Source organism: Burkholderia sp. AU33803 (genome assembly GCF_002223095.1).
Taxonomy (GTDB): Bacteria; Pseudomonadota; Gammaproteobacteria; order Burkholderiales; family Burkholderiaceae; genus Burkholderia.
The window spans coordinates 2042357-2060603 of the sequence record NZ_NKFJ01000006.1 but is presented as its reverse complement, the minus strand read 5'-3'; the positions used below and the strand labels follow the sequence as shown (position 1 = coordinate 2060603).

The window sequence follows — 18247 nt, the reverse complement described above, 5'->3', positions numbered from 1 at the left end:
CGTAAGCGCCGACCGCCGATCCGACGACAACCGCATCCGGAGCACACTGATGACGTCCCCCGAACAACACGCAGCACAACACGACCCGGTCCGTGCCTATCTCGACCGCGGCATCAAGAACTACTGGTATCCCGTCGCGCCGAGCTGGCAGGTGTCGAATGCACCGGTCGGGCTCACGCGCCTGTCCGAGCAGATCGTGCTGTGGCGCGATCACGACGGCAAGGTCCACGCGCTCGAGGATCGCTGCCCGCACCGCGGCGCACGCCTGTCGCTCGGCTGGAACCTCGGCGGCAACATCGCCTGCTGGTATCACGGCATCGAAGTCGACGGCGGCGGCACGGTCAACCGCGTGCCGGCCGTATCGAACTGTCCGCTCGAAGGCACGAAGTGCGTGAAGTCGTACCCGGTCGAGGAGAAGGCGGGCGCGATCTTCCTGTGGTTCGGTGACGAAGCGCACGGCGAGCCGGCGCCGCTGAACCTGCCCGAGGAACTGGTCGACGACGCGTACGGCCACTTCCTGTGCGTGTCGAACTGGAAGTGCAATTACCAGTATGCGATCGACAACGTGATGGACCCGATGCACGGCGCGTACCTGCATGCCACCTCGCACTCGATGGCCGAAGGCGACAAGCAGGCCGAGATGCGCGTGCGCAAGACGGAAACGGGCCTGATGTTCGAGAAGATCGGCCAGCGCGACGTGAACTTCGACTGGGTCGAGCTCGGTGAAACGGGCTGCCTGTGGATGCGCCTCGCGATCCCGTACAAGCAGAAGTTCGGCCCGGGCGGCAACTTCGGGATCATCGGCTTCGCGACGCCGGTCGACGGCGACAACTGCCAGGTCTACTTCTGGCGCACCCGCAAGGTCAGCGGCTGGCAGCGCGACGTGTGGCGCTTCATGTACCGCAACCGCCTCGAGGGCCTGCACTGGGACGTGCTCGAGCAGGACCGCTACGTCCTCGAAAGCCTCGCGCCGAATGCGCGCGATCACGAATACCTGTACCAGCACGACGTCGGCATGACGCGCGTGCGCCGGATGCTGCGCACCCGTGCGCAGGAGCATCTTGCGGCGCTCGACGCGCATCGCGCGGCGCAGGCGCAGGCCGCAGCGGAGCCGGCAAATGGCTGAGCGCGCTCCGGTCGTGTCGCTCGCGGGGCGCCGCGTGCTCGTCACGGGTGGCGCGCGCGGGCTCGGCGCGGCGTTCGTGAAGGCGCTCGTCGAAGCGGGCGCGCAGGTCGCGTTCGGCGACGTGCTGCTCGACGAAGGCCGCGCGCTGGCCGCGCAACTTGCCGAAGCCGGCCACGTCGCGCATTGCTTCGCACTCGATCTCGCCGATCCGGCGAGCGTCACCGCGTTCGTCGCACAGGGCTCGGCGGCGCTCGGCGGCATCGACGCGCTGATCAACAACGCGGCGATCACGAACTCGGGCGGCAAGCTGTCGACCGAGCTCGACGTGTCGACGTGGGACGCCGTGATGAACGTGAACGTGCGCGGCGTGTGGCTCGTCAGCAATGCAGCGCTGCCGTATCTCGCGCAGTCGGGCCGCGGCGCGATCGTGAACCTCGCGTCGGACACCGCGCTGTGGGGCGCGCCGAAGCTGCTCGCGTACGTCGCGAGCAAGGGCGCGGTGATCGCGATGACGCATGCGCAGGCACGCGAGTTCGGCGCGCACGGCGTGACGGTCAATGCGATCGCGCCGGGGCTGACCGAGGTCGAGGCGACCGCCTACGTGCCGGCCGAGCGTCACGCGTTCTACCTGCAGGGCCGCGCGCTCACGCGCGCGCAGGTGCCCGACGACGTGACGGGCCCCGTGCTGTTCCTGCTGTCGGACGGTGCGCGCTTCGTGACGGGTCAACTGCTGCCGGTGAACGGCGGCTTCGTGATGAATTGATTGAATTGAAGTTTTCACTCTGATGAAGGAGAGGACGATGGCGGACGCCGATCTCGAACGCAAGTCGTGGGACCAGCCGGAAGGCGCAAGCTTCAACGACTGGATGGAAGGGCGCGTGGCGCGCTATGCGACGCGTCGCTACGACTGGGACGCACTGAAGTTCCAGGCCGACTACGACCCGAAGTACCGCCGTGCGCAGATGCGCTACGTCGGCACGGGCGGCACGGGCGTCGCGAAGGACGTCAACACGGTGCCGGCCGGCGGCTTCACGTTTTCGACGATGGTCATCCCGGCCGGCAACATCGGCCCGAGCCACATCCACATGGACGTCGAGGAAATCTTCTTCGTGCTGCGCGGCAAGATGAAGGTGATCTGCGAGCGTGACGGCGAGACGTGGGAAGCGATCCTCGGCGAGCGCGACCTGATCTCGGTGCCGCCGGGCGTGTATCGCACGGAAATCAACATCGGCGAGGAAGACGCGCTGATGTGCGTGATGCTCGGTTCGCCGAAACCGATCACGCCGACGTATCCGCCCGATTCGCCGCTCGCGAAGATCAAGCGTTGAGACGGGGCAGGTGAAGCAATGAGTGTCATCGACAAACGTGAACGCGACCGCACCGCGGCGTTCGCCGCGCTGCTCGGGCAGTTTCCCGAACGGCGTTGCGCGGCCGGCGCGGCGGGCACGATCGGTTATCGCGAGGCCGGCGCGCAGCATGCGGGCCGTGCGTTGCCCGTCGTGCTGCTGCACGGCATCGGCTCGGGCGCTGCATCGTGGGTCCGCCAGCTCGACTCGCTCGGCGCATCGCGGCGCGTGCTCGCGTGGGATGCGCCCGGTTACGGCGTGTCGACGCCGGTGCGCGGCGCGTCGCCCGCAGCCGCCGACTACGCGGCATCGCTGAACGCGTGGCTCGAGGCACTCGGCATCGAACGCTGCGTGCTGGTCGGTCATTCGCTCGGCGCGATCATCGCGGGCGGTCTCGTCCGCGTGATGCCCGCGCGGATCGCCGGCCTGCTGCTGGTGTCGCCCGCGGGCGGCTACGGCAGCGCACCGGCTGAAACACGCGAATCGCGCCGCGACGCGCGGCTCGCGATGCTCGCCGAACTCGGCCCGACCGGGCTCGCCGAGCAGCGCAGCGGCAACATGCTGTCCGGTTTCGCGAACGAGGATGCGCGTGCCTGGGTGCGCTGGAACATGGCGCGCATCGTGCCGGCCGGCTACACGCAGGCCACGCATCTGCTTGCGAACGCCGATCTCGCCACCGATCTCGCCGGCTTTCGCGGCCGCACGGCCGTGGCCGTCGGCGCGAACGACGCGATCACGCCGCCCGCCGCATGCGAGCGGATCGCCGCGGCCGCGCACGTCGGGCTGCAGGTGATTCCGCAAGCAGGCCATGCCGGCTACGTGGAAGCACCGGCCGTCTATTCCGCGCTGATCGACACGTTCTGCCGTCAGTGCGACCCACAGCGGGGACTGGCATGACCGAACCGCTGCAACAACCCGATACCGAAAACGGCAAGGCCGAAGCCAGCTACGTGGTCCCCGGCCTCGAACGCGGGCTGCGGATTCTCGCCGAATTCTCGCCGCGCGAGCCCGTGCTCGGCGCGCCCGAATTGTCGAAGCGGCTCGGCATTCCGCGCACGACGGTGTTCCGTCTGCTGCAGACGCTCGAATCGCTCGGCTTCCTCGAGCGCGCGGACAAGGATCGCAACTACAAGCTCGGCATCGCCGTGCTGCGGCTCGGCTTCGAATACCTGAGCTCGCTGGAGCTGACCGATCTCGGCCTGCCCGTGATCGAGAGCCTGCGCGATGCAACCGGCTTCACGACGCACATCGTGATCCGCGACGGCCGCGACGTCGTGTTCGTCGCGAAGGCGCAGAGCCAGGCGCCGGTGTTCAGCTCGATCCGCGTGAACGTCGGCACGCGCTTGCCCGCGCATGCGACGACGCACGGCCACGTGCTGATGGGCGACCTGTCGCTGAAGGAGCTGCATGCGCTGTATCCGGAAGGCGCGCTGAACCGGATGACGAACGCGACGCCGGAAACGGTCGACGCGTTGTACGAAGTGATCCGCGAGGATGCGCTGCGCGGCTACGGCGTCAGCAATTCGTCGTTCGAGCGCGGCATCTCGGTGGTCACCGCGCCGGTGCGCAACGAGACGCAGAAGATCGTCGCGTGCATCACCGTGACGGTGCCGAGGCCGGAGATCGACGCGGCGCTGATCGCGGACGGCCTGATTGACAAGGTCCAGCGCGCGGCGGCGGAACTGTCGCGGCGGCTCAATTACCGCTCGGATGACGAGCACACGTTTCTCAAGGCATTAGGACTCCGATGATTCAGATCGATCTGACCGGGCAGGTGGCGGTGGTGACGGGCGGTTCGTCCGGCATCGGCCTCGCGACCGCCGAACGGTTCCTGCAGGCGGGCGCGTCGGTCGCGATTTGCGGCCGCGACAGCGAGCGCCTCGCTCGCGCCGAAGCGATGCTCGTTGAAAAGTATCCGGGCGCGCAACTGCTCGCCGCGCGCTGCAACGTGCTCGACGAAGCCGATGTGGCCGCGTTTGCGCAAGCCGTATCGGCGCGCTTCGGCCGGGCCGACATGCTGGTCAACAACGCCGGCCAGGGCCGCGTGTCGACCTTCGCCGACACGACCGACGACGCATGGCGCGAAGAACTCGAACTGAAGTATTTCAGCATCATCCGCCCGACGCGCGCGTTCCTGCCGCTGCTGCGCGACGCGCAGGCGGCGACGATCACCTGCGTGAACTCGCTGCTCGCGCTGCAGCCGGAGCCGCACATGGTCGCGACGTCGTCGGCGCGCGCGGGCGTGCTGAGCCTCGTGAAGTCGCTCGCGACCGAACTCGCGCCGCAGCGCATCCGCGTGAACTCGATCCTGATCGGCATCGTCGAGTCGGGCCAGTGGCGCCGCCGTTACGAAACGCAGGCGCAGTCCGGTGAAAGCTGGGAGGACTGGACGGGCGCGATCGCCCGCACGAAGAACATTCCGCTGAACCGCTTCGGCAAGCCTGACGAGGCCGCCTGGGCACTCTTTTATCTCGCAACGCATCTGTCGTCGTACACGACGGGCAGCCATATCGACGTTTCTGGAGGCTTTGCACGCCATGTCTAAAAAAACCACGGTTGGCGAGCTGATTGCCGCCTTTCTCGAGCAGTGCGGCGTGAAGACCGCATTCGGTGTCATCTCGATCCACAACATGCCGATCCTCGACGCGATCAATTCGCGCGGCAACATCCGGTATGTCGGTGCACGCGGCGAAGCCGGCGCGTTGAACATGGCCGACGGCCTGGCCCGCGTGTCGGGCGGCCTCGGCGTCGCGTTTACCAGCACGGGCACGGCGGCGGGCAACGCGGCCGGCGCGATGGTCGAGGCGCTGACGGCCGGCACCGCGCTGCTGCACGTCACCGGGCAGATCGAGACGCCGTACCTCGACCAGGATCTCGCGTACATCCACGAAGCGCCGGACCAGCTGTCGATGCTGCATTCGATCTCGAAGGCCGCGTTCCGCGTGCGTACCGTCGAAACCGTGCTGCCGACAATCCGCGAAGCCGTGCGCATCGCGCAGACCGCGCCGACGGGCCCCGTGTCGGTCGAAATTCCGATCGACATCCAGGCCGCTGAAATCGAATGGCCGGAAGACCTCGCGCCGGCCCACGTCGCCGTGCGCGAGCACGACGCCGCACGCGTCGCGAAGCTGGCCGACGCCCTCGCGGCCAAGCGCCGCCCGCTGCTGTGGCTCGGCGGCGGCGCGCGCCACGCACGGGAGGAAGTCGAGCGCCTCGTGAAGCTCGGCTTCGGCGTCGTGACGAGCGTGCAGGGCCGCGGCGTGCTGCCCGAAGATCACCCGGCGACGCTCGGCGCGTTCAACGTGCATGCGTCCGTCGAAGCGTTCTACAAGACCTGCGATGCGCTCGTCGTCGTCGGCTCGCGCCTGCGCGGCAACGAAACGCTGAAGTACAAGCTCGCGCTGCCGCAGCCGCTGTTCCGCATCGACGCCGACGCGCTCGCCGACAACCGCGGCTATCGCAACGAACTGTTCGTGCATGGCGATTCGAAGCGCGTGCTGGCCGAGCTGGCCGACCGTCTCGAGGGCCGCCTGGCGGTCGATCCGCAGTTCGCGTCCGATCTCGCGGCCGCCCGCGAGCAGGCGGTGGCCGACGTGTCAAAGGGCCTCGGGCCGTACAAGCAGCTCGTCGATACGCTGCAGGGCGCGGTCGGCCGCGACTACAACTGGGTGCGCGACGTGACGATCTCGAACAGCACGTGGGGCAACCGCCTGCTGAAGATCTTCGAGCCGCGCTCCGGCGTGCATGCGCTCGGCGGCGGCATCGGCCAGGGCATCCAGATGGGCATCGGCGCGGCGCTGGCGGGTGCGGCGGCGAAGACGGTGTGCCTCGTCGGCGACGGCGGGCTGATGGTCAACGTCGGCGAGCTCGTCACGGCCGTGCAGGAAAACGCGAACGTGATGATCGTGCTGATGAACGACCAGTGCTACGGCGTGATCCGCAACATCCAGGACGCGCACTACGGTGGCCGCCGCTGCTTCGTGCAGCTGCACCAGCCCGACTTCGCGCAGTTCTGCGCGAGCTTCGGCCTCACGCACTACCGGATCACGTCGCTCGACCAGGCGGAAGCGATCGTGCGCGAAGGGATGGCGAAGGCAGGCCCGGTGATGGTCGAGGTCGACATGCTGTCGGTCGGCGCGTTCGCATCGAACTTCGCGGGCCCGCCGGTGAAGAAGGAAGAGCCGTCGGAGCGCCAATATGCTTAACGGGCAAAAGCGGGCCCATGCACCCGTCGACGTCGCGATGATCGGCTTCGGTGCGATCGGCGCGGCCGTGTACCACGCGGTCGAGCACGATGCGTCGCTGCGCGTCGCGCACGTGATCGTGCCGGAACACCAGCGCGCGGCGGTGCAGGGCGTGCTGGGCGGTGCGGTGGAGGTTGTGTCGTCGGTCGACGCACTGGCCCGCCGCCCCGAGTTCGCGCTCGAATGCGCGGGCCACAGCGCACTCGTCGATCACGTCGTGCCGCTGCTGAAGGCCGGCACCGATTGTGCGGTCGCGTCGATCGGCGCGCTGTCCGATCTCGCGCTGCTCGACGTGCTCGCACAGGCGGCCGACGAGGGCGACGCGACGGTCACGCTGCTGTCCGGCGCGATCGGCGGGATCGACGCGCTGGCGTCCGCGAAGCAGGGCGGCCTCGACGAAGTGCTGTACGTGGGCCGCAAGCCGCCGCTCGGCTGGCTCGGCACGCCCGCCGAGGAACTTTGCGACTTGCGTGCGATGACTGGGGAAAAGGTGATCTTCGAAGGCAGCGCGCGCGACGCCGCGCGCCTGTATCCGAAGAACGCGAACGTCGCGGCCACCGTCGCGCTCGCGGGCCTCGGCCTCGACGCGACGCACGTGCGCCTGATCGCCGATCCGGCGGTCGAGCGCAACGTGCACCGCATCACCGCGCGCGGTGCATTCGGCGAGATGTCGCTGGAAATGAGCGGCAAGCCGCTGCCCGACAACCCGAAGACGTCCGCGCTGACGGCGTACAGCGCGATCCGCGCGCTGCGCAACCGCGCGGCCCGCTGCGTGATCTGACCGGGCCATTGAATGCCTGCCCGCGCCACGGCGAGGGCGGGCGTGCAGAGACAGATTTGTGGGACTTGTGACATGACTCCTTTCGATACGAGCCTCGTACCCGACGGCAACATCCTGATCGGCGGCGAATGGCGGCGCGGCCGTGGCGCGCCTTACGCGAGCATCTATCCGGCCGACCAGTCGCTGAACATGGAAGTGTCGACCGCGAATGCGGACGACGCGGCCGAAGCCGTCGTGGCGGCGGACGCCGCATGGCGCCGCGCCGACTGGGCCGGGCTGAAGCCGCACCTGCGCGCGCAGGTGCTGTACCGCATCGCCGACCTGATCATGCAGCGCCACGAGGCGCTCGCGAACCTGCAGCGCCGCGACAACGGCAAGCCGATCGGCGAGACGCGCGTGCTGGTGGCGAGCGCCGCGAACACGTTTCGCTATTTCGCGGCGTGCCTCGAAACGCTCGACGAGGAGCTGACGCCGTCGCGCGGCGACTACCTGACGATGAGCGTGTACGAGCCGATCGGCGTGATCGCGGCGATCACGCCGTGGAATTCGCCGATCGCGTCCGATGCGCAGAAGCTCGCGCCGGCGCTGGCGGGCGGCAACGCGGTGGTGCTGAAGCCGGCCGAAGTCACGCCGCTCGTGTCGCTCGCGCTGGCGCGCATCTGCGAGGAAGCGGGCGTGCCGAAGGGCGTGCTGAGCGTGCTGCCGGGCAAGGGCTCGGTGATCGGCGACGTGCTCGTGCGCCATCCGCTGGTGAAGAAGGTGTCGTTCACCGGCGGCACCGAAGTGGGCCGCGGCATTGCGCGCATCGCGGCCGAGAAGCTGATGCCCGTGTCCCTCGAACTCGGCGGCAAGTCGCCGACCATCGTATGCGACGACGCCGATCTCGACCACGCGGTCAACGGCGTGCTGTACGGCATCTTCAGCTCGTCGGGCGAAGCGTGCATCGCGGGCTCGCGGTTGTTCGTGCAACGTTCGGTGTACGACGAATTCATGAAGCGCCTGGTCGCGGGTGCACGCAAGCTGCGCGTGGGCGATCCGACGCGCCCCGACACGCAGATGGGGCCGTTGATCACCGCGAAGCATCGCGAATCGGTGGAGCGCTACGTGGCGCTCGGCCTCGAGGAAGGCGGCCGCCTGCTGTGCGGCGGCGAGCGGCCGTCGGGCGACGGGCGCGAGAACGGCTTCTTCTATCAGCCGACGATTCTCGAAGGGCTGCCGAACAGCGCGCGCATCTGCCAGGAAGAGATCTTCGGGCCCGTGCTCGTCGCGATGCCGTTCGACGACGAAGCGTCGCTGATCGCGCAGGCGAACGACAGCGTGTTCGGCCTGGCGGCCGGCATCTGGACACGCGACTACAAGCGTGCGTGGCGCCTCGCGCGTGCGCTGGAGACGGGCACCGTCTGGATCAACACGTACAAGCTGTTCTCGATCTCCACGCCGTTCTCGGGCTGGAAGGAGAGCGGGATGGGGCGCGAGAAGGGGCGTCTCGGCATCCGCGAGTACATGCAGCAGAAGAGCCTCTACTGGGGCTTGAACGACGCGCCGCTGCCGTGGGCGAACTGAGCGAAGGGGAATGACGCAATGAGCATTTTGGGAATCGAGCAGATCACGTACGGCGTCGACGACCTCGCGACCTGCCGACGCTTTTTCGCCGACTGGGGGATGAAGGAAGTCTCGCACGACGACACGCGCGCACGCTTCGAGACGCTGAACGGCTGCACGGTGCTGGCCGTCAAGGCCGACGATCCGTCGCTGCCGCCCGCGTTCGAGGCGGGGCCGACGCTGCGGGAAGTCACGTGGGGCGTCGCGACGCGGCAGGAACTCGACGCGCTGCGCACGAAGCTTGCCGGCCAGCCCGGCTACTACGCGCAGGACGATGCGGTCGGCTGCATCGACCCGAACGGGATGGCGATCCGCATCGAAGTCACGCGCAAGCGCGCACTCGACATCACGGGCTCGCCGTCGAACGTGTGGGGCCAGACGCTGCGCGTCGACCAGCCGAGCCCGATCTATGCGCGCGCGGAGCCGGTCGAGGTCGGGCACGTGGTGTTCTTCACGAACTGCCTCGACGCGCAGGAAAAGTTCTATCACGAGCTGCTGGGCTTCGAGACGTCCGACCGTTACCCGGGGCGCGGCGCGTTCATGCGTTGCGCACCGCACGGCGGCCACCACGACCTGTTCCTGCTCGCGCTGCCGAACGGCAAACGCGGCCTGAACCACGTCGCGTTCACCGTGCGCGACATCCACGAGGTGTTCGGCGGCGGCATGCACATCGACCGCTGCGGCTGGGAAACGCAACTCGGCCCGGGCCGTCATCCGGTGTCGTCCGCGTACTTCTGGTACTTCCAGAACCCGGCCGGCGCGCTGATCGAGTACTACGCGGATGAAGACGTGCTGACACCCGAATGGCAGCCGCGCGAGTTCGAACCGGGCCCGACCGTGTTCGCCGAATGGGCCGTCGACGGCGGTCTCGACGGCAATACGCGCCGGCAGAAGAACGCGAAGGCGCCGGAAGGCAAGTTCATGACGGAGCGAAAATCATGAGCGAAGGGAATGCACAGGTGCATGCCGCGCCCGGCACGGTCGTCGTGATCGGCGGCGGCCAGGCCGCCGGCTGGGTGTTGAAGACACTGCGCGCGGAAGGCTTTGCGGGCCGCCTCGTGATGATCGCTGACGAACCGCATCTGCCGTACGAGCGCCCGCCGCTGTCGAAGGCCGTGCTGGCCGGGGACGCCGACATCGAAACCGTGCGCGTCGTGCGTCCGGACGAATTCGACGCGCTGAACGTCGAGGCGTGGCAGCCGGAGCGCGCCGCATCGATCGACCGTGCGCGCCGCGTCGTGACGACCGAAAGCGGCCGCGAGATCGAATACGACCGTCTCGTGATCGCGACCGGCGGCACGTCGCGCCGCCTGCCGGACGCACTCGTGAGGACCCCGAACCTGCATTACCTGCGCACGCTCGACGAAGCGGCGGCGCTCGGCGAGAAGCTGCGCGCAAGCCGGCGCGTGCTCGTGATCGGCGGCGGCTGGATCGGCCTCGAAGTCGCGGCGACCGCGCGCAAGCTTGGCGTCGAAGCCGTGGTCGTCGAAGGCGCGCCGCGGCTGTGCGGCCGCTCGGTGCCGCAGATCGTGTCGGATTTCCTGCTCGACCTGCACCGCGCGAACGGTGTCGACGTCCGCCTCGGCGCGGCGCTCGCGTCGCTCGACGCGCAGCCGGACGACGCGTCGAAGGTGCGTGCAACGCTCGCCGACGGCACGACGATCGACGCCGATTTCGCGGTGGCCGGCATCGGCCTCGCGCTGAACGCGTCGCTCGCGAGCGACGCGGGGCTGGCGATCGACGACGGCATCGTCGTCGACGAATTCGGCGCGACGAGCGACCCGGCGATCTTCGCGTGCGGCGACGTCGCGAACCATCACAACGGCTGGCTGAAGCGGCGCGTGCGGCTCGAGTCGTGGGCCAACGCGCAGAACCAGGCGATCGCGGCGGCGAAGGCCGTGCTCGGCGTGCGTGCCCCGTACGCGGAGATTCCGTGGTTCTGGTCCGATCAGTACGACGTGAACCTGCAGATCCTCGGTGATCTGCCGGCCGATGCGCAGCTCGTCGTGCGCGGCGAGCTTGCCGCGCGACGCGCGACGCTGTTTTTCGTAGGCGAAGGACATGTGAGAGGTGTCATCGCCGTCAACAACGCACGTGAGCTGAAGCTCGCGCGCAAGTGGATGAACCAGGGCCGGGCAGTGGATACGGAAGCGCTGGCAGACACGAGCAAGACACTGGCCTGACCGGGCGACGAGACACAGGAGACCCCCCGCATGAGCACTTTTGACAATGTCGTGGCCGGTCGCGCCACGATGGAAGCTGCCGCCTCCACGCCCGGCGCGATCATCGCGCGGCTCGAGCGGCTTCCCGCCAACGCGATGCAGATCCGCGCGCGCGTGCTGATCGGCACCGCGACGTTCTTCGACGGCTTCGACGTGATCACGATCGCGGCGACGCTGCCGCTGTTGATTCACAAATGGGGGCTGTCGCCGACGCAGATCGGCATGCTGATCGCGTCCGGCGCGATCGGCCAGCTGATCGGCGCCTTCCTGTTTCCCGCGCTGGCGGAGAAGCATGGCCGCGTGAAGGCGATCGCGTGGAGTTCGGCCGTGATCGGCATCACGAGCATCGCGTGCGGCTTCGCGCCGACCTTCGAGATCTTCGTACTGCTGCGGATTTTGCAGGGCCTGGGGCTGGGCGGCGAGCTGCCGGTCGCCGCGACGTACATCAACGAGATCACGCGCGCTCATGGCCGCGGCCGTTTCGTGCTGCTGTACGAGATCGTGTTCCCGATCGGCCTGCTCGTGTCGATGGCGCTCGGTGCGTGGCTCGTGCCGCGCTTCGGCTGGGAAATCATGTACTTCGTCGGCGGGCTGCCGCTGATCCTGTCGCTGGTGCTCACGCGTCTCGTACCGGAATCGCCGCGCTGGCTCGCGTCGCGCGGGCGGCTGGCCGAAGCAGGGCGAGCGGTCGGTGCGTTTGAAGCGTCGGTGCGCGGCGAGTTGCCGCCGGTCACGCAGGCAGCGGCGTTCGACGAGATGGTGCGCCAGCATCCGAAGCGCAAGATGAGCGACCTGTTCAGCGCCGCGTATCGAAAGCGCACGCTCGCGGTGGCGACGTTGTGGGCGACCTGCGGGTTCATCCAGTACGGGCTGTCGACGTGGCTGCCGACGATCTACAAGAACTTCTATCACGCGCCGTTGCAGCTCGCGCTGAACCTCGCGGTGATCGGCTCGGTGATGGGCGTGCTCGGGTCGCTGGCGTCGGCGCTGCTCGTCGACAAGCTCGGCCGCAAGCCGGTGATCGTGTGGTCGTTCGTGCTGTGCGCGCTGTCGCTGGCGTTCGCGGGCTTCTATCACGCGTCGTCGGTGTACGTCGTGTCGATCTTCTGCTCGCTGTCGCTCGGGTTGATGGCGTCGGGGTTCATTACCGCGTACGTCTATACGCCGGAGCAGTATCCGACGAGCATCCGCGCGTCGGGCTGCGGGCTCGGCAGCGCATGGCTGAAGATCGCGTCGTTCGTCGCGCCGATGGTGGTGCCGCACGCGATCATCGGCGGCAACCTCGCGCCGGCGTTCTACCTGATCGGCATCGTGCCGCTGATCGCGGCGGTGACCGTGCACTTCGTCGGGATCGAGACGAAGGGCAAGGTGCTCGAAGCGCTCGAAGCATAAGCGCCGGCGGCGGTAACGGATGAGGTGAAGCGGCCCGGGCGATGTCCGGGCCTTTTTGTTGGGCGGCGATCCGATTGCAGCGGAGGTGTGGGGCGTGCGGATGCACGAAATGGCCTACTTGCGCCGTGCATGTTCTAATTCACGATCCCGTTTTTAGACCGACCGTCGCCATGCCCCTGTTCGAACCCGTCACGCTGGATACCTCCCGCCTCGTCCTGCGGCCGCTGCGCGAAGCCGATGCGCATGCGTTCTTCGAGATCTGGTCGGATGCGGAAGCGATGCGCTATTTCTCGTTCTCGCCGATGACGCATATCGAGCAGGCCGACGCGCGCGTCGCGCGCAACGTGCAGACGTCCGCGAGCGGGGAGAGTCTGGCCTGCGTGCTCGAATTGCGGGAAACCGGCGAAGCGCTCGGCGAATGCGCGCTGTTCCATGCGAACGAGCAATGCCGGCGCGCCGAGATCGGCTTCAGCCTGCGGCGGAAGTACTGGCGCGGCGGATACATGCGCGAGGCGGCATCGGCCATGATCGACCACGCGTTCGGCGCGCTGCGGCTGAACCGGCTCGAGGCCGATATCGATCCGCGCAACGTCGCGTCCGCGGGGCTGCTCGAACGGCTGGGCTTCGCACGGGAAGGGCTGCTGCGTGAACGCTGGATCGTCGGCGACGAAGTGTCGGACAGCGCGCTGTATGGGTTGCTGGCGAGCGACCGGCGCGGGTGACTTGCCGGATTCACGGCGCGAACGTACCCTTGGCCGACACCATCTTCCATCGGCAGGTCCTCGACCATGCAAGCTCATCCTCTGCGTCTTTCCCCCGGCGACGATTTGCGCGGCGCGATCGAGCAAGCGTTGCGCGGCCACGCATCGCACGCGGCCTTCGTGATCCAGGGCATCGGCAGCCTGAGCGTCGCGCAGTTGCGTTTCGCCGGCGCGGACCAGCCGACCGAACTGCGCGGCGACCTCGAAATCCTGACGCTGGCCGGCTCGGTATCGCCGGACGGCGCGCATCTGCATATGTCGATCTCGGATGCGGCCGGCCGCGTGACGGGTGGCCATGTGGCCAGCGGTTGCGTGGTGCGCACGACCGCCGAGATCCTGCTGGCCGTGCTGCCCGGGCATCGCTTTGCGCGCGAACCCGATCCGCACACCGGCTTCAACGAACTGGTGATCCGCCGCGAACCGGGTGGCGATGCCGCGTGAATGTCGCGCGGCGGCGCTAGAATCGCCGGTCATTCGACGCATGTCCACCATTCACATTTCCGCGAGGCCGCCATCCATGGATGATTCCGAAATCGAACACAAGGTGTGGGAAATCGTGCGCACCTGGCTCGAGGGCGCAACGCCCGAGCAATGGCACCGGTTCGCCGCGCGCTCCAATTACGACGGCAACGGCCGCGCGTTGCGCTGGCTGCTCGACAACCGCCACGTCGATCGCGCCACCGCGCTGCTGATCTACTGGAATCTCGGTGCCGCGTGGTTCGTGCAGTATGCGAATGAAAGTGACCTGGGCGACGCGTCGTATCAGCTGGACACGTTCCGGCTTGTGCGCGAAGTCGAACAGCGGTACACGGAAGGCTACTACGCCGATCACGGCATCTGGTTCGATCCACACGACTTCGACGGCGCGGGCCCGAACGACTATCCCGATGTCCCGGTCGCCCGGCCGGTTCCTGCGCTGATGCTGAAGCCGACCGACGGCCGCGAGTATGTCGATCTCGACGAGGAAGGGTACGACGAAGGCTTGCCGTTCGAGGTGGCCGAACGGATTTTCGCGCTTTACGACTGACCGGGCCGGGTCGGTCAACCGGCGCCGCATAAAAAAATGGCGCCGCGGGCATTCAGCCTGCGACGCCATTGCGCGGCGTGCTGCGACGTCGACCACCCGTCGCAGCCCGACTGCGTGCTTACATCTGCACGGTGTCGGCCACTTCCTTGAAGTCTTCGATCTGGTCGAAGTTCATGTACTTGTAGATCTGGTCGCCGTTCGCGTTCAGCACGCCCATGTCGGCCATGTACTCTTCCTTGGTCGGGATCTTGCCCAGACGCGAGCAGATCGCCGCCAGTTCCGCCGAGCCGAGATACACGTTCGTGTTCTTGCCGAGACGGTTCGGGAAGTTGCGGGTCGACGTCGACATGACCGTCGCGCCTTCGCGCACCTGAGCCTGGTTACCCATGCACAGCGAGCAGCCCGGCATTTCGGTACGCGCGCCGGCCGTGCCGAACACGCCGTAGTGGCCTTCTTCGGTCAGTTGCTTCTGGTCCATCTTGGTCGGCGGCGCGACCCACAGCTTGACCGGGATGTCGCGCTTGCCTTCGAGCAGCTTCGACGCGGCACGGAAGTGACCGATGTTGGTCATGCACGAGCCGATGAACACTTCGTCGATCTTCGCACCTGCGACATCGGACAGCGTCTTCACGTCGTCCGGGTCGTTCGGGCACGCGACGATCGGCTCGTGGATGTCGGCGAGGTCGATCTCGATGACGGCCGCGTACTCGGCGTCGGCGTCCGGCGACAGCAGTTGCGGGTCGGCCAGCCACTGCTCCATCGCCTGGATACGGCGCTGCAGGCTGCGCGGATCCTGGTAGCCCTGCGCGATCATCCACTTCAGCAGCGTGATGTTGCTGTTCAGGTACTCGATGATCGGTTCCTTGTTCAGGCGGACCGAGCAACCGGCAGCCGAACGCTCGGCCGAGGCATCCGACAGCTCGAACGCTTGCTCGACCTTCAGGTCCGGCAGGCCTTCGATTTCGAGGATGCGGCCCGAGAAGATGTTCTTCTTGCCTTGCTTGGCGACCGTCAGCATGCCTTGCTTGATCGCGTACAGCGGAATCGCGTTGACGAGGTCACGCAGCGTGACGCCCGGCTGCATCTTGCCCTTGAAGCGGACCAGCACCGATTCCGGCATGTCCAGCGGCATCGTGCCGGTGGCGGCCGCGAACGCGACCAGGCCCGAACCTGCCGGGAAGCTGATGCCGATCGGGAAGCGCGTGTGCGAATCGCCGCCGGTGCCGACGGTATCGGGCAGCAGCATGCGGTTCAGCCACGAGTGGATCACGCCGTCGCCCGGGCGCAGCGCGATACCGCCGCGCGTGCTGATGAAGTTCGGCAGCGTCTGGTGCGTCTTCACGTCGACCGGCTTCGGATAAGCGGCGGTGTGGCAGAACGATTGCATCACGAGGTCGGCCGAGAAGCCGAGGCACGCGAGATCCTTCAGTTCGTCGCGGGTCATCGGGCCCGTGGTGTCCTGCGAGCCGACCGAGGTCATCTTCGGTTCGCAGTACGTGCCCGGGCGCACGCCCTGGCCTTCCGGCAAACCGCAGGCGCGGCCGACCATCTTCTGCGCGAGCGAGAAGCCCTTGCCGCTGTCGGCCGGCTGGTGCGGCAGGCGGAACAGCGTCGACGGCGCGAGGCCGAGCGCTTCACGCGCCTTCGCGGTCAGGCCGCGGCCGATGATCAGCGGAATGCGGCCGCCGGCGCGCACTTCGTCGAACAGCACGTCGGACTTGACCTGGAATTCGGCGATGACCTTGCCGTCCTTCAGCGCCTTGCCTTCGTACGGACGCAGCTCGACCACGTCGCCCATTTCCATCTGCGACACGTCGAGCTCGATCGGCAGCGCGCCGGCGTCTTCCATCGTGTTGTAGAAGATCGGGGCGATCTTGCCGCCGAGGCACACGCCGCCGAAGCGCTTGTTCGGGACGAACGGGATGTCTTCGCCGGTGAACCACAGCACCGAGTTGGTGGCCGACTTGCGCGAGGAGCCGGTGCCGACCACGTCGCCCACGTAGGCGACCAGGTGACCCTTTTCCTTCAGCGATTCGATGAACTTGACCGGGCCGCGCTTGCCGTCTTCTTCCGGCGTGATGCCCGGGCGTGCGTTCTTCAGCATCGCCAGTGCGTGCATCGGGATGTCCGGGCGGGTGGTGGCGTCCGGGGCCGGCGACAGGTCGTCGGTGTTGGTTTCGCCCGTCACCTTGAACACGGTGATGGTCAGGCTTTGCGGCACTTCCGGACGGCTCGTGAACCATTCGGCGTCGGCCCAGCTCTGCAGCACGGCCTTCGCGTGCGCGTTGCCCTTGTCGGCGAGTTCCTTGACGTCATGGAACTGGTCGAACATCAGCAGGGTTTTCTTCAGTGCGTCGGCGGCCACGGCTGCGACGGCTTCATCGGACAGCAGCTCGATCAGCGGCTGGATGTTGTAGCCGCCGAGCATCGTGCCGAGCAGTTCGGTCGCGCGTTCGCGCGAGATCAGCGGGCAGGCGGTCTCGCCCTTGGCCACGGCGGCCAGGAAGCCGGCCTTCACGCGGGCGGCTTCGTCGACGCCGGCAGGCACGCGATGGGTGATCAGGTCGAGCAGCGTCTGCTCTTCGCCGGCGGGCGGGTTGGTCAGCAGTTCCACCAGTTCGGCGGTCTGCTGAGCCGTCAGCGGCAGGGGAGGAATACCGAGCGCGGCGCGGGCGGCCACGTGAGCACGAAAGTTTTCAAGCATGGGGAGACCTGCTGATATTGCGTTTGAGGGGAAGGCCTTGCCGGCACTCCGGGGCTGTTCCAGACACTGCTTTGAGCGGGATTCTAATCTCAATGATCTTTAACGTCAAATGTCTTATGTCTTATATAAGAGTTGGCGAACGAGATGCGGAGAAGGTCGGTGGCACGGGGCGGCGGTGTTTGGGGGGCGTGTTCCGGAGGCTCGGCTGGGGGGGGCGGATGCGAGCAAGGTGTTCCGGGTGGTTCTGGCCAGGGCTGCGGGAGGGGCGGTGCGGGAGGTGCGGAGGGCGGCGCGGTGCGCTACCGGTAACGAAGCCTCGGGAGCCTGGGTGCCGGCGGAGCATGGCTCTGCGCAAGCATGCAAGAACCGTTACACACAGGCCGCCTCCGCGTGCCTGCGCGCTAGTTCACGCGACTTTCAATTTGATTTCAAAAGACGGCGCGGGCATCGTTGCGTCCCGCTCGCCTGTCATGGAATAGCGTGGAAGACCGCGAGCCCCTGAATCCAGTCGATCGAGCACAGGCCGATGAAGCCATGACGGTGTGCGCTATTTCCGCTTGGCGCGATACGCGTCGAGGTTCTTGCGCGCCTGCGCGCGGATCGCGCGTTGCACGAAAGGCGTCCAGCCGAGCAGGGCGCCTTTCAGCCCCAGCGCCTGACGCGCCCAGCGCCACAGGTCGAAGCTGTCGCGATGCTCGACGATGCGTCCGTCGCGGAACCGGAATCGTGCATCGATCCGGTTGACCACCATCCGGCCGGTCGCGGTGAAGCGGTACTGGGCGATCCACTCGGCGCGCCCGGTTTGTTGATCCGCGGCGACGTCGCCGAACGTCAATGAAAAATCCTGTGCACGCGCCACCAGCATGCGCCACATGTCGCGTGCGAGGTCGCCGCGCAACTCGCCGAATGCGGGATCGCTGAAGACGACGTCATCGGCATAGCAGGCGAGCATCCCGTCGATGTCGCGCTGCTGGAACGCCGTATAGAAGCGCTGGATCAATTCGGTGTGCGGGTGGCTCATCTGTGGGCGTGTTGTCGTTGG

17 protein-coding genes are annotated in these 18247 nt (G+C 67.5%); 15 read left to right on the top strand and 2 right to left on the bottom strand.

Annotation, left to right across the window (positions count from 1 at the left end):
• The first annotated feature begins 49 nt into the window (after positions 1 to 49).
• The 15 genes from CFB41_RS26495 (at position 50) to CFB41_RS26425 (ending at position 14501) form a co-directional block, all read left to right on the top strand.
• Positions 50 to 1126 (top strand): aromatic ring-hydroxylating dioxygenase subunit alpha, encoded by a 1077-nt coding sequence (locus CFB41_RS26495; RefSeq protein ID WP_089458504.1) that lies wholly within the window; start codon positions 50 to 52, stop codon positions 1124 to 1126.
• Complete coding sequence (locus tag CFB41_RS26490; protein WP_089458503.1) at positions 1119 to 1889, top strand: SDR family oxidoreductase; 771 nt, start codon at positions 1119 to 1121, stop codon at positions 1887 to 1889. The genes CFB41_RS26495 and CFB41_RS26490 overlap by 8 nt, the downstream gene beginning before the upstream one ends.
• 37 nt (positions 1890 to 1926) lie before the next feature.
• Positions 1927 to 2454 (top strand): cupin domain-containing protein, encoded by a 528-nt coding sequence (locus tag CFB41_RS26485; RefSeq protein ID WP_043177345.1) that lies wholly within the window; start codon positions 1927 to 1929, stop codon positions 2452 to 2454.
• An 18-nt stretch (positions 2455 to 2472) separates the two neighbouring features.
• Positions 2473 to 3369 (top strand): alpha/beta fold hydrolase, encoded by an 897-nt coding sequence (locus tag CFB41_RS26480; RefSeq protein WP_089458502.1) that lies wholly within the window; start codon positions 2473 to 2475, stop codon positions 3367 to 3369.
• Complete coding sequence (locus CFB41_RS26475; protein ID WP_089458501.1) at positions 3366 to 4223, top strand: IclR family transcriptional regulator; 858 nt, start codon at positions 3366 to 3368, stop codon at positions 4221 to 4223. The genes CFB41_RS26480 and CFB41_RS26475 overlap by 4 nt, the downstream gene beginning before the upstream one ends.
• The gene (locus CFB41_RS26470; protein WP_089458500.1) at positions 4220 to 5017 is read left to right on the top strand and encodes an SDR family oxidoreductase; all 798 of its coding nucleotides are present in this window, start codon (positions 4220 to 4222) and stop codon (positions 5015 to 5017) included. The genes CFB41_RS26475 and CFB41_RS26470 overlap by 4 nt, the downstream gene beginning before the upstream one ends.
• Positions 5010 to 6677, top strand: coding sequence for a thiamine pyrophosphate-binding protein (locus tag CFB41_RS26465; protein WP_089458499.1), 1668 nt, complete (start codon positions 5010 to 5012; stop codon positions 6675 to 6677). Before CFB41_RS26470 ends, CFB41_RS26465 begins: the two co-directional genes overlap by 8 nt.
• Positions 6670 to 7497, top strand: a complete 828-nt coding sequence (locus CFB41_RS26460) for an aspartate dehydrogenase (protein WP_089458498.1) — start codon at positions 6670 to 6672, stop codon at positions 7495 to 7497. Before CFB41_RS26465 ends, CFB41_RS26460 begins: the two co-directional genes overlap by 8 nt.
• Before the next feature lie 72 nt (positions 7498 to 7569).
• A complete protein-coding gene (locus CFB41_RS26455; protein ID WP_089458497.1) occupies positions 7570 to 9060 on the top strand; it encodes an aldehyde dehydrogenase in 1491 nt (496 codons plus the stop codon).
• Positions 9061 to 9078: 18 nt separating this feature from the next.
• Positions 9079 to 10041, top strand: a complete 963-nt coding sequence (locus CFB41_RS26450) for a VOC family protein (protein WP_089458496.1) — start codon at positions 9079 to 9081, stop codon at positions 10039 to 10041.
• Positions 10038 to 11282, top strand: coding sequence for an NAD(P)/FAD-dependent oxidoreductase (locus CFB41_RS26445; RefSeq protein ID WP_089458495.1), 1245 nt, complete (start codon positions 10038 to 10040; stop codon positions 11280 to 11282). The genes CFB41_RS26450 and CFB41_RS26445 overlap by 4 nt, the downstream gene beginning before the upstream one ends.
• 30 nt (positions 11283 to 11312) lie before the next feature.
• A complete protein-coding gene (locus CFB41_RS26440) occupies positions 11313 to 12713 on the top strand; it encodes an MFS transporter (RefSeq protein WP_089442151.1) in 1401 nt (466 codons plus the stop codon).
• Between the two features lie 170 nt (positions 12714 to 12883).
• Positions 12884 to 13435, top strand: a complete 552-nt coding sequence (locus CFB41_RS26435) for a GNAT family N-acetyltransferase (RefSeq protein WP_089458494.1) — start codon at positions 12884 to 12886, stop codon at positions 13433 to 13435.
• Positions 13436 to 13501: 66 nt separating this feature from the next.
• A complete protein-coding gene (locus CFB41_RS26430; protein WP_089458493.1) occupies positions 13502 to 13915 on the top strand; it encodes a PPC domain-containing DNA-binding protein in 414 nt (137 codons plus the stop codon).
• A gap of 76 nt (positions 13916 to 13991) precedes the next feature.
• Positions 13992 to 14501 carry a DUF4274 domain-containing protein gene (locus CFB41_RS26425; protein ID WP_089458492.1) on the top strand — a complete coding sequence of 170 codons (510 nt, stop codon included), beginning with the start codon at positions 13992 to 13994 and terminating at the stop codon, positions 14499 to 14501.
• A gap of 118 nt (positions 14502 to 14619) precedes the next feature.
• Here CFB41_RS26425 and acnB read toward each other — a convergent pair whose 3' ends face one another.
• On the bottom strand, positions 14620 to 17205 hold the full coding sequence (gene acnB, locus CFB41_RS26420; protein WP_069251885.1) for a bifunctional aconitate hydratase 2/2-methylisocitrate dehydratase: 2586 nt from the start codon (positions 17203 to 17205) through the stop codon (positions 14620 to 14622).
• Between the two features lie 547 nt (positions 17206 to 17752).
• A complete protein-coding gene (locus tag CFB41_RS26415) occupies positions 17753 to 18226 on the bottom strand; it encodes a nuclear transport factor 2 family protein (RefSeq protein ID WP_089458491.1) in 474 nt (157 codons plus the stop codon).
• Positions 18227 to 18247: the final 21 nt, after the last annotated feature.

Excerpts from the sequence above, each read along its gene's own strand:
- CFB41_RS26480 (WP_089458502.1), top strand. The coding sequence starts at position 2,473 with ATGAGTGTCATCGACAAACGTGAACGCGACCGCACCGCGGCGTTCGCC.
- CFB41_RS26455 (WP_089458497.1), top strand. The coding sequence starts at position 7,570 with ATGACTCCTTTCGATACGAGCCTCGTACCCGACGGCAACATCCTGATC.
- CFB41_RS26445 (WP_089458495.1), top strand. The coding sequence starts at position 10,038 with ATGAGCGAAGGGAATGCACAGGTGCATGCCGCGCCCGGCACGGTCGTC.
- CFB41_RS26475 (WP_089458501.1), top strand. The coding sequence starts at position 3,366 with ATGACCGAACCGCTGCAACAACCCGATACCGAAAACGGCAAGGCCGAA.
- CFB41_RS26425 (WP_089458492.1), top strand. The coding sequence starts at position 13,992 with ATGGATGATTCCGAAATCGAACACAAGGTGTGGGAAATCGTGCGCACC.
- CFB41_RS26460 (WP_089458498.1), top strand. The coding sequence starts at position 6,670 with ATGCTTAACGGGCAAAAGCGGGCCCATGCACCCGTCGACGTCGCGATG.
- CFB41_RS26490 (WP_089458503.1), top strand. The coding sequence starts at position 1,119 with ATGGCTGAGCGCGCTCCGGTCGTGTCGCTCGCGGGGCGCCGCGTGCTC.
- CFB41_RS26430 (WP_089458493.1), top strand. The coding sequence starts at position 13,502 with ATGCAAGCTCATCCTCTGCGTCTTTCCCCCGGCGACGATTTGCGCGGC.
- CFB41_RS26495 (WP_089458504.1), top strand. The coding sequence starts at position 50 with ATGACGTCCCCCGAACAACACGCAGCACAACACGACCCGGTCCGTGCC.
- CFB41_RS26485 (WP_043177345.1), top strand. The coding sequence starts at position 1,927 with ATGGCGGACGCCGATCTCGAACGCAAGTCGTGGGACCAGCCGGAAGGC.
- acnB (WP_069251885.1), bottom strand. The coding sequence starts at position 17,205 with ATGCTTGAAAACTTTCGTGCTCACGTGGCCGCCCGCGCCGCGCTCGGT.
- CFB41_RS26415 (WP_089458491.1), bottom strand. The coding sequence starts at position 18,226 with ATGAGCCACCCGCACACCGAATTGATCCAGCGCTTCTATACGGCGTTC.
- CFB41_RS26435 (WP_089458494.1), top strand. The coding sequence starts at position 12,884 with ATGCCCCTGTTCGAACCCGTCACGCTGGATACCTCCCGCCTCGTCCTG.
- CFB41_RS26450 (WP_089458496.1), top strand. The coding sequence starts at position 9,079 with ATGAGCATTTTGGGAATCGAGCAGATCACGTACGGCGTCGACGACCTC.
- CFB41_RS26470 (WP_089458500.1), top strand. The coding sequence starts at position 4,220 with ATGATTCAGATCGATCTGACCGGGCAGGTGGCGGTGGTGACGGGCGGT.
- CFB41_RS26465 (WP_089458499.1), top strand. The coding sequence starts at position 5,010 with ATGTCTAAAAAAACCACGGTTGGCGAGCTGATTGCCGCCTTTCTCGAG.
- CFB41_RS26440 (WP_089442151.1), top strand. The coding sequence starts at position 11,313 with ATGAGCACTTTTGACAATGTCGTGGCCGGTCGCGCCACGATGGAAGCT.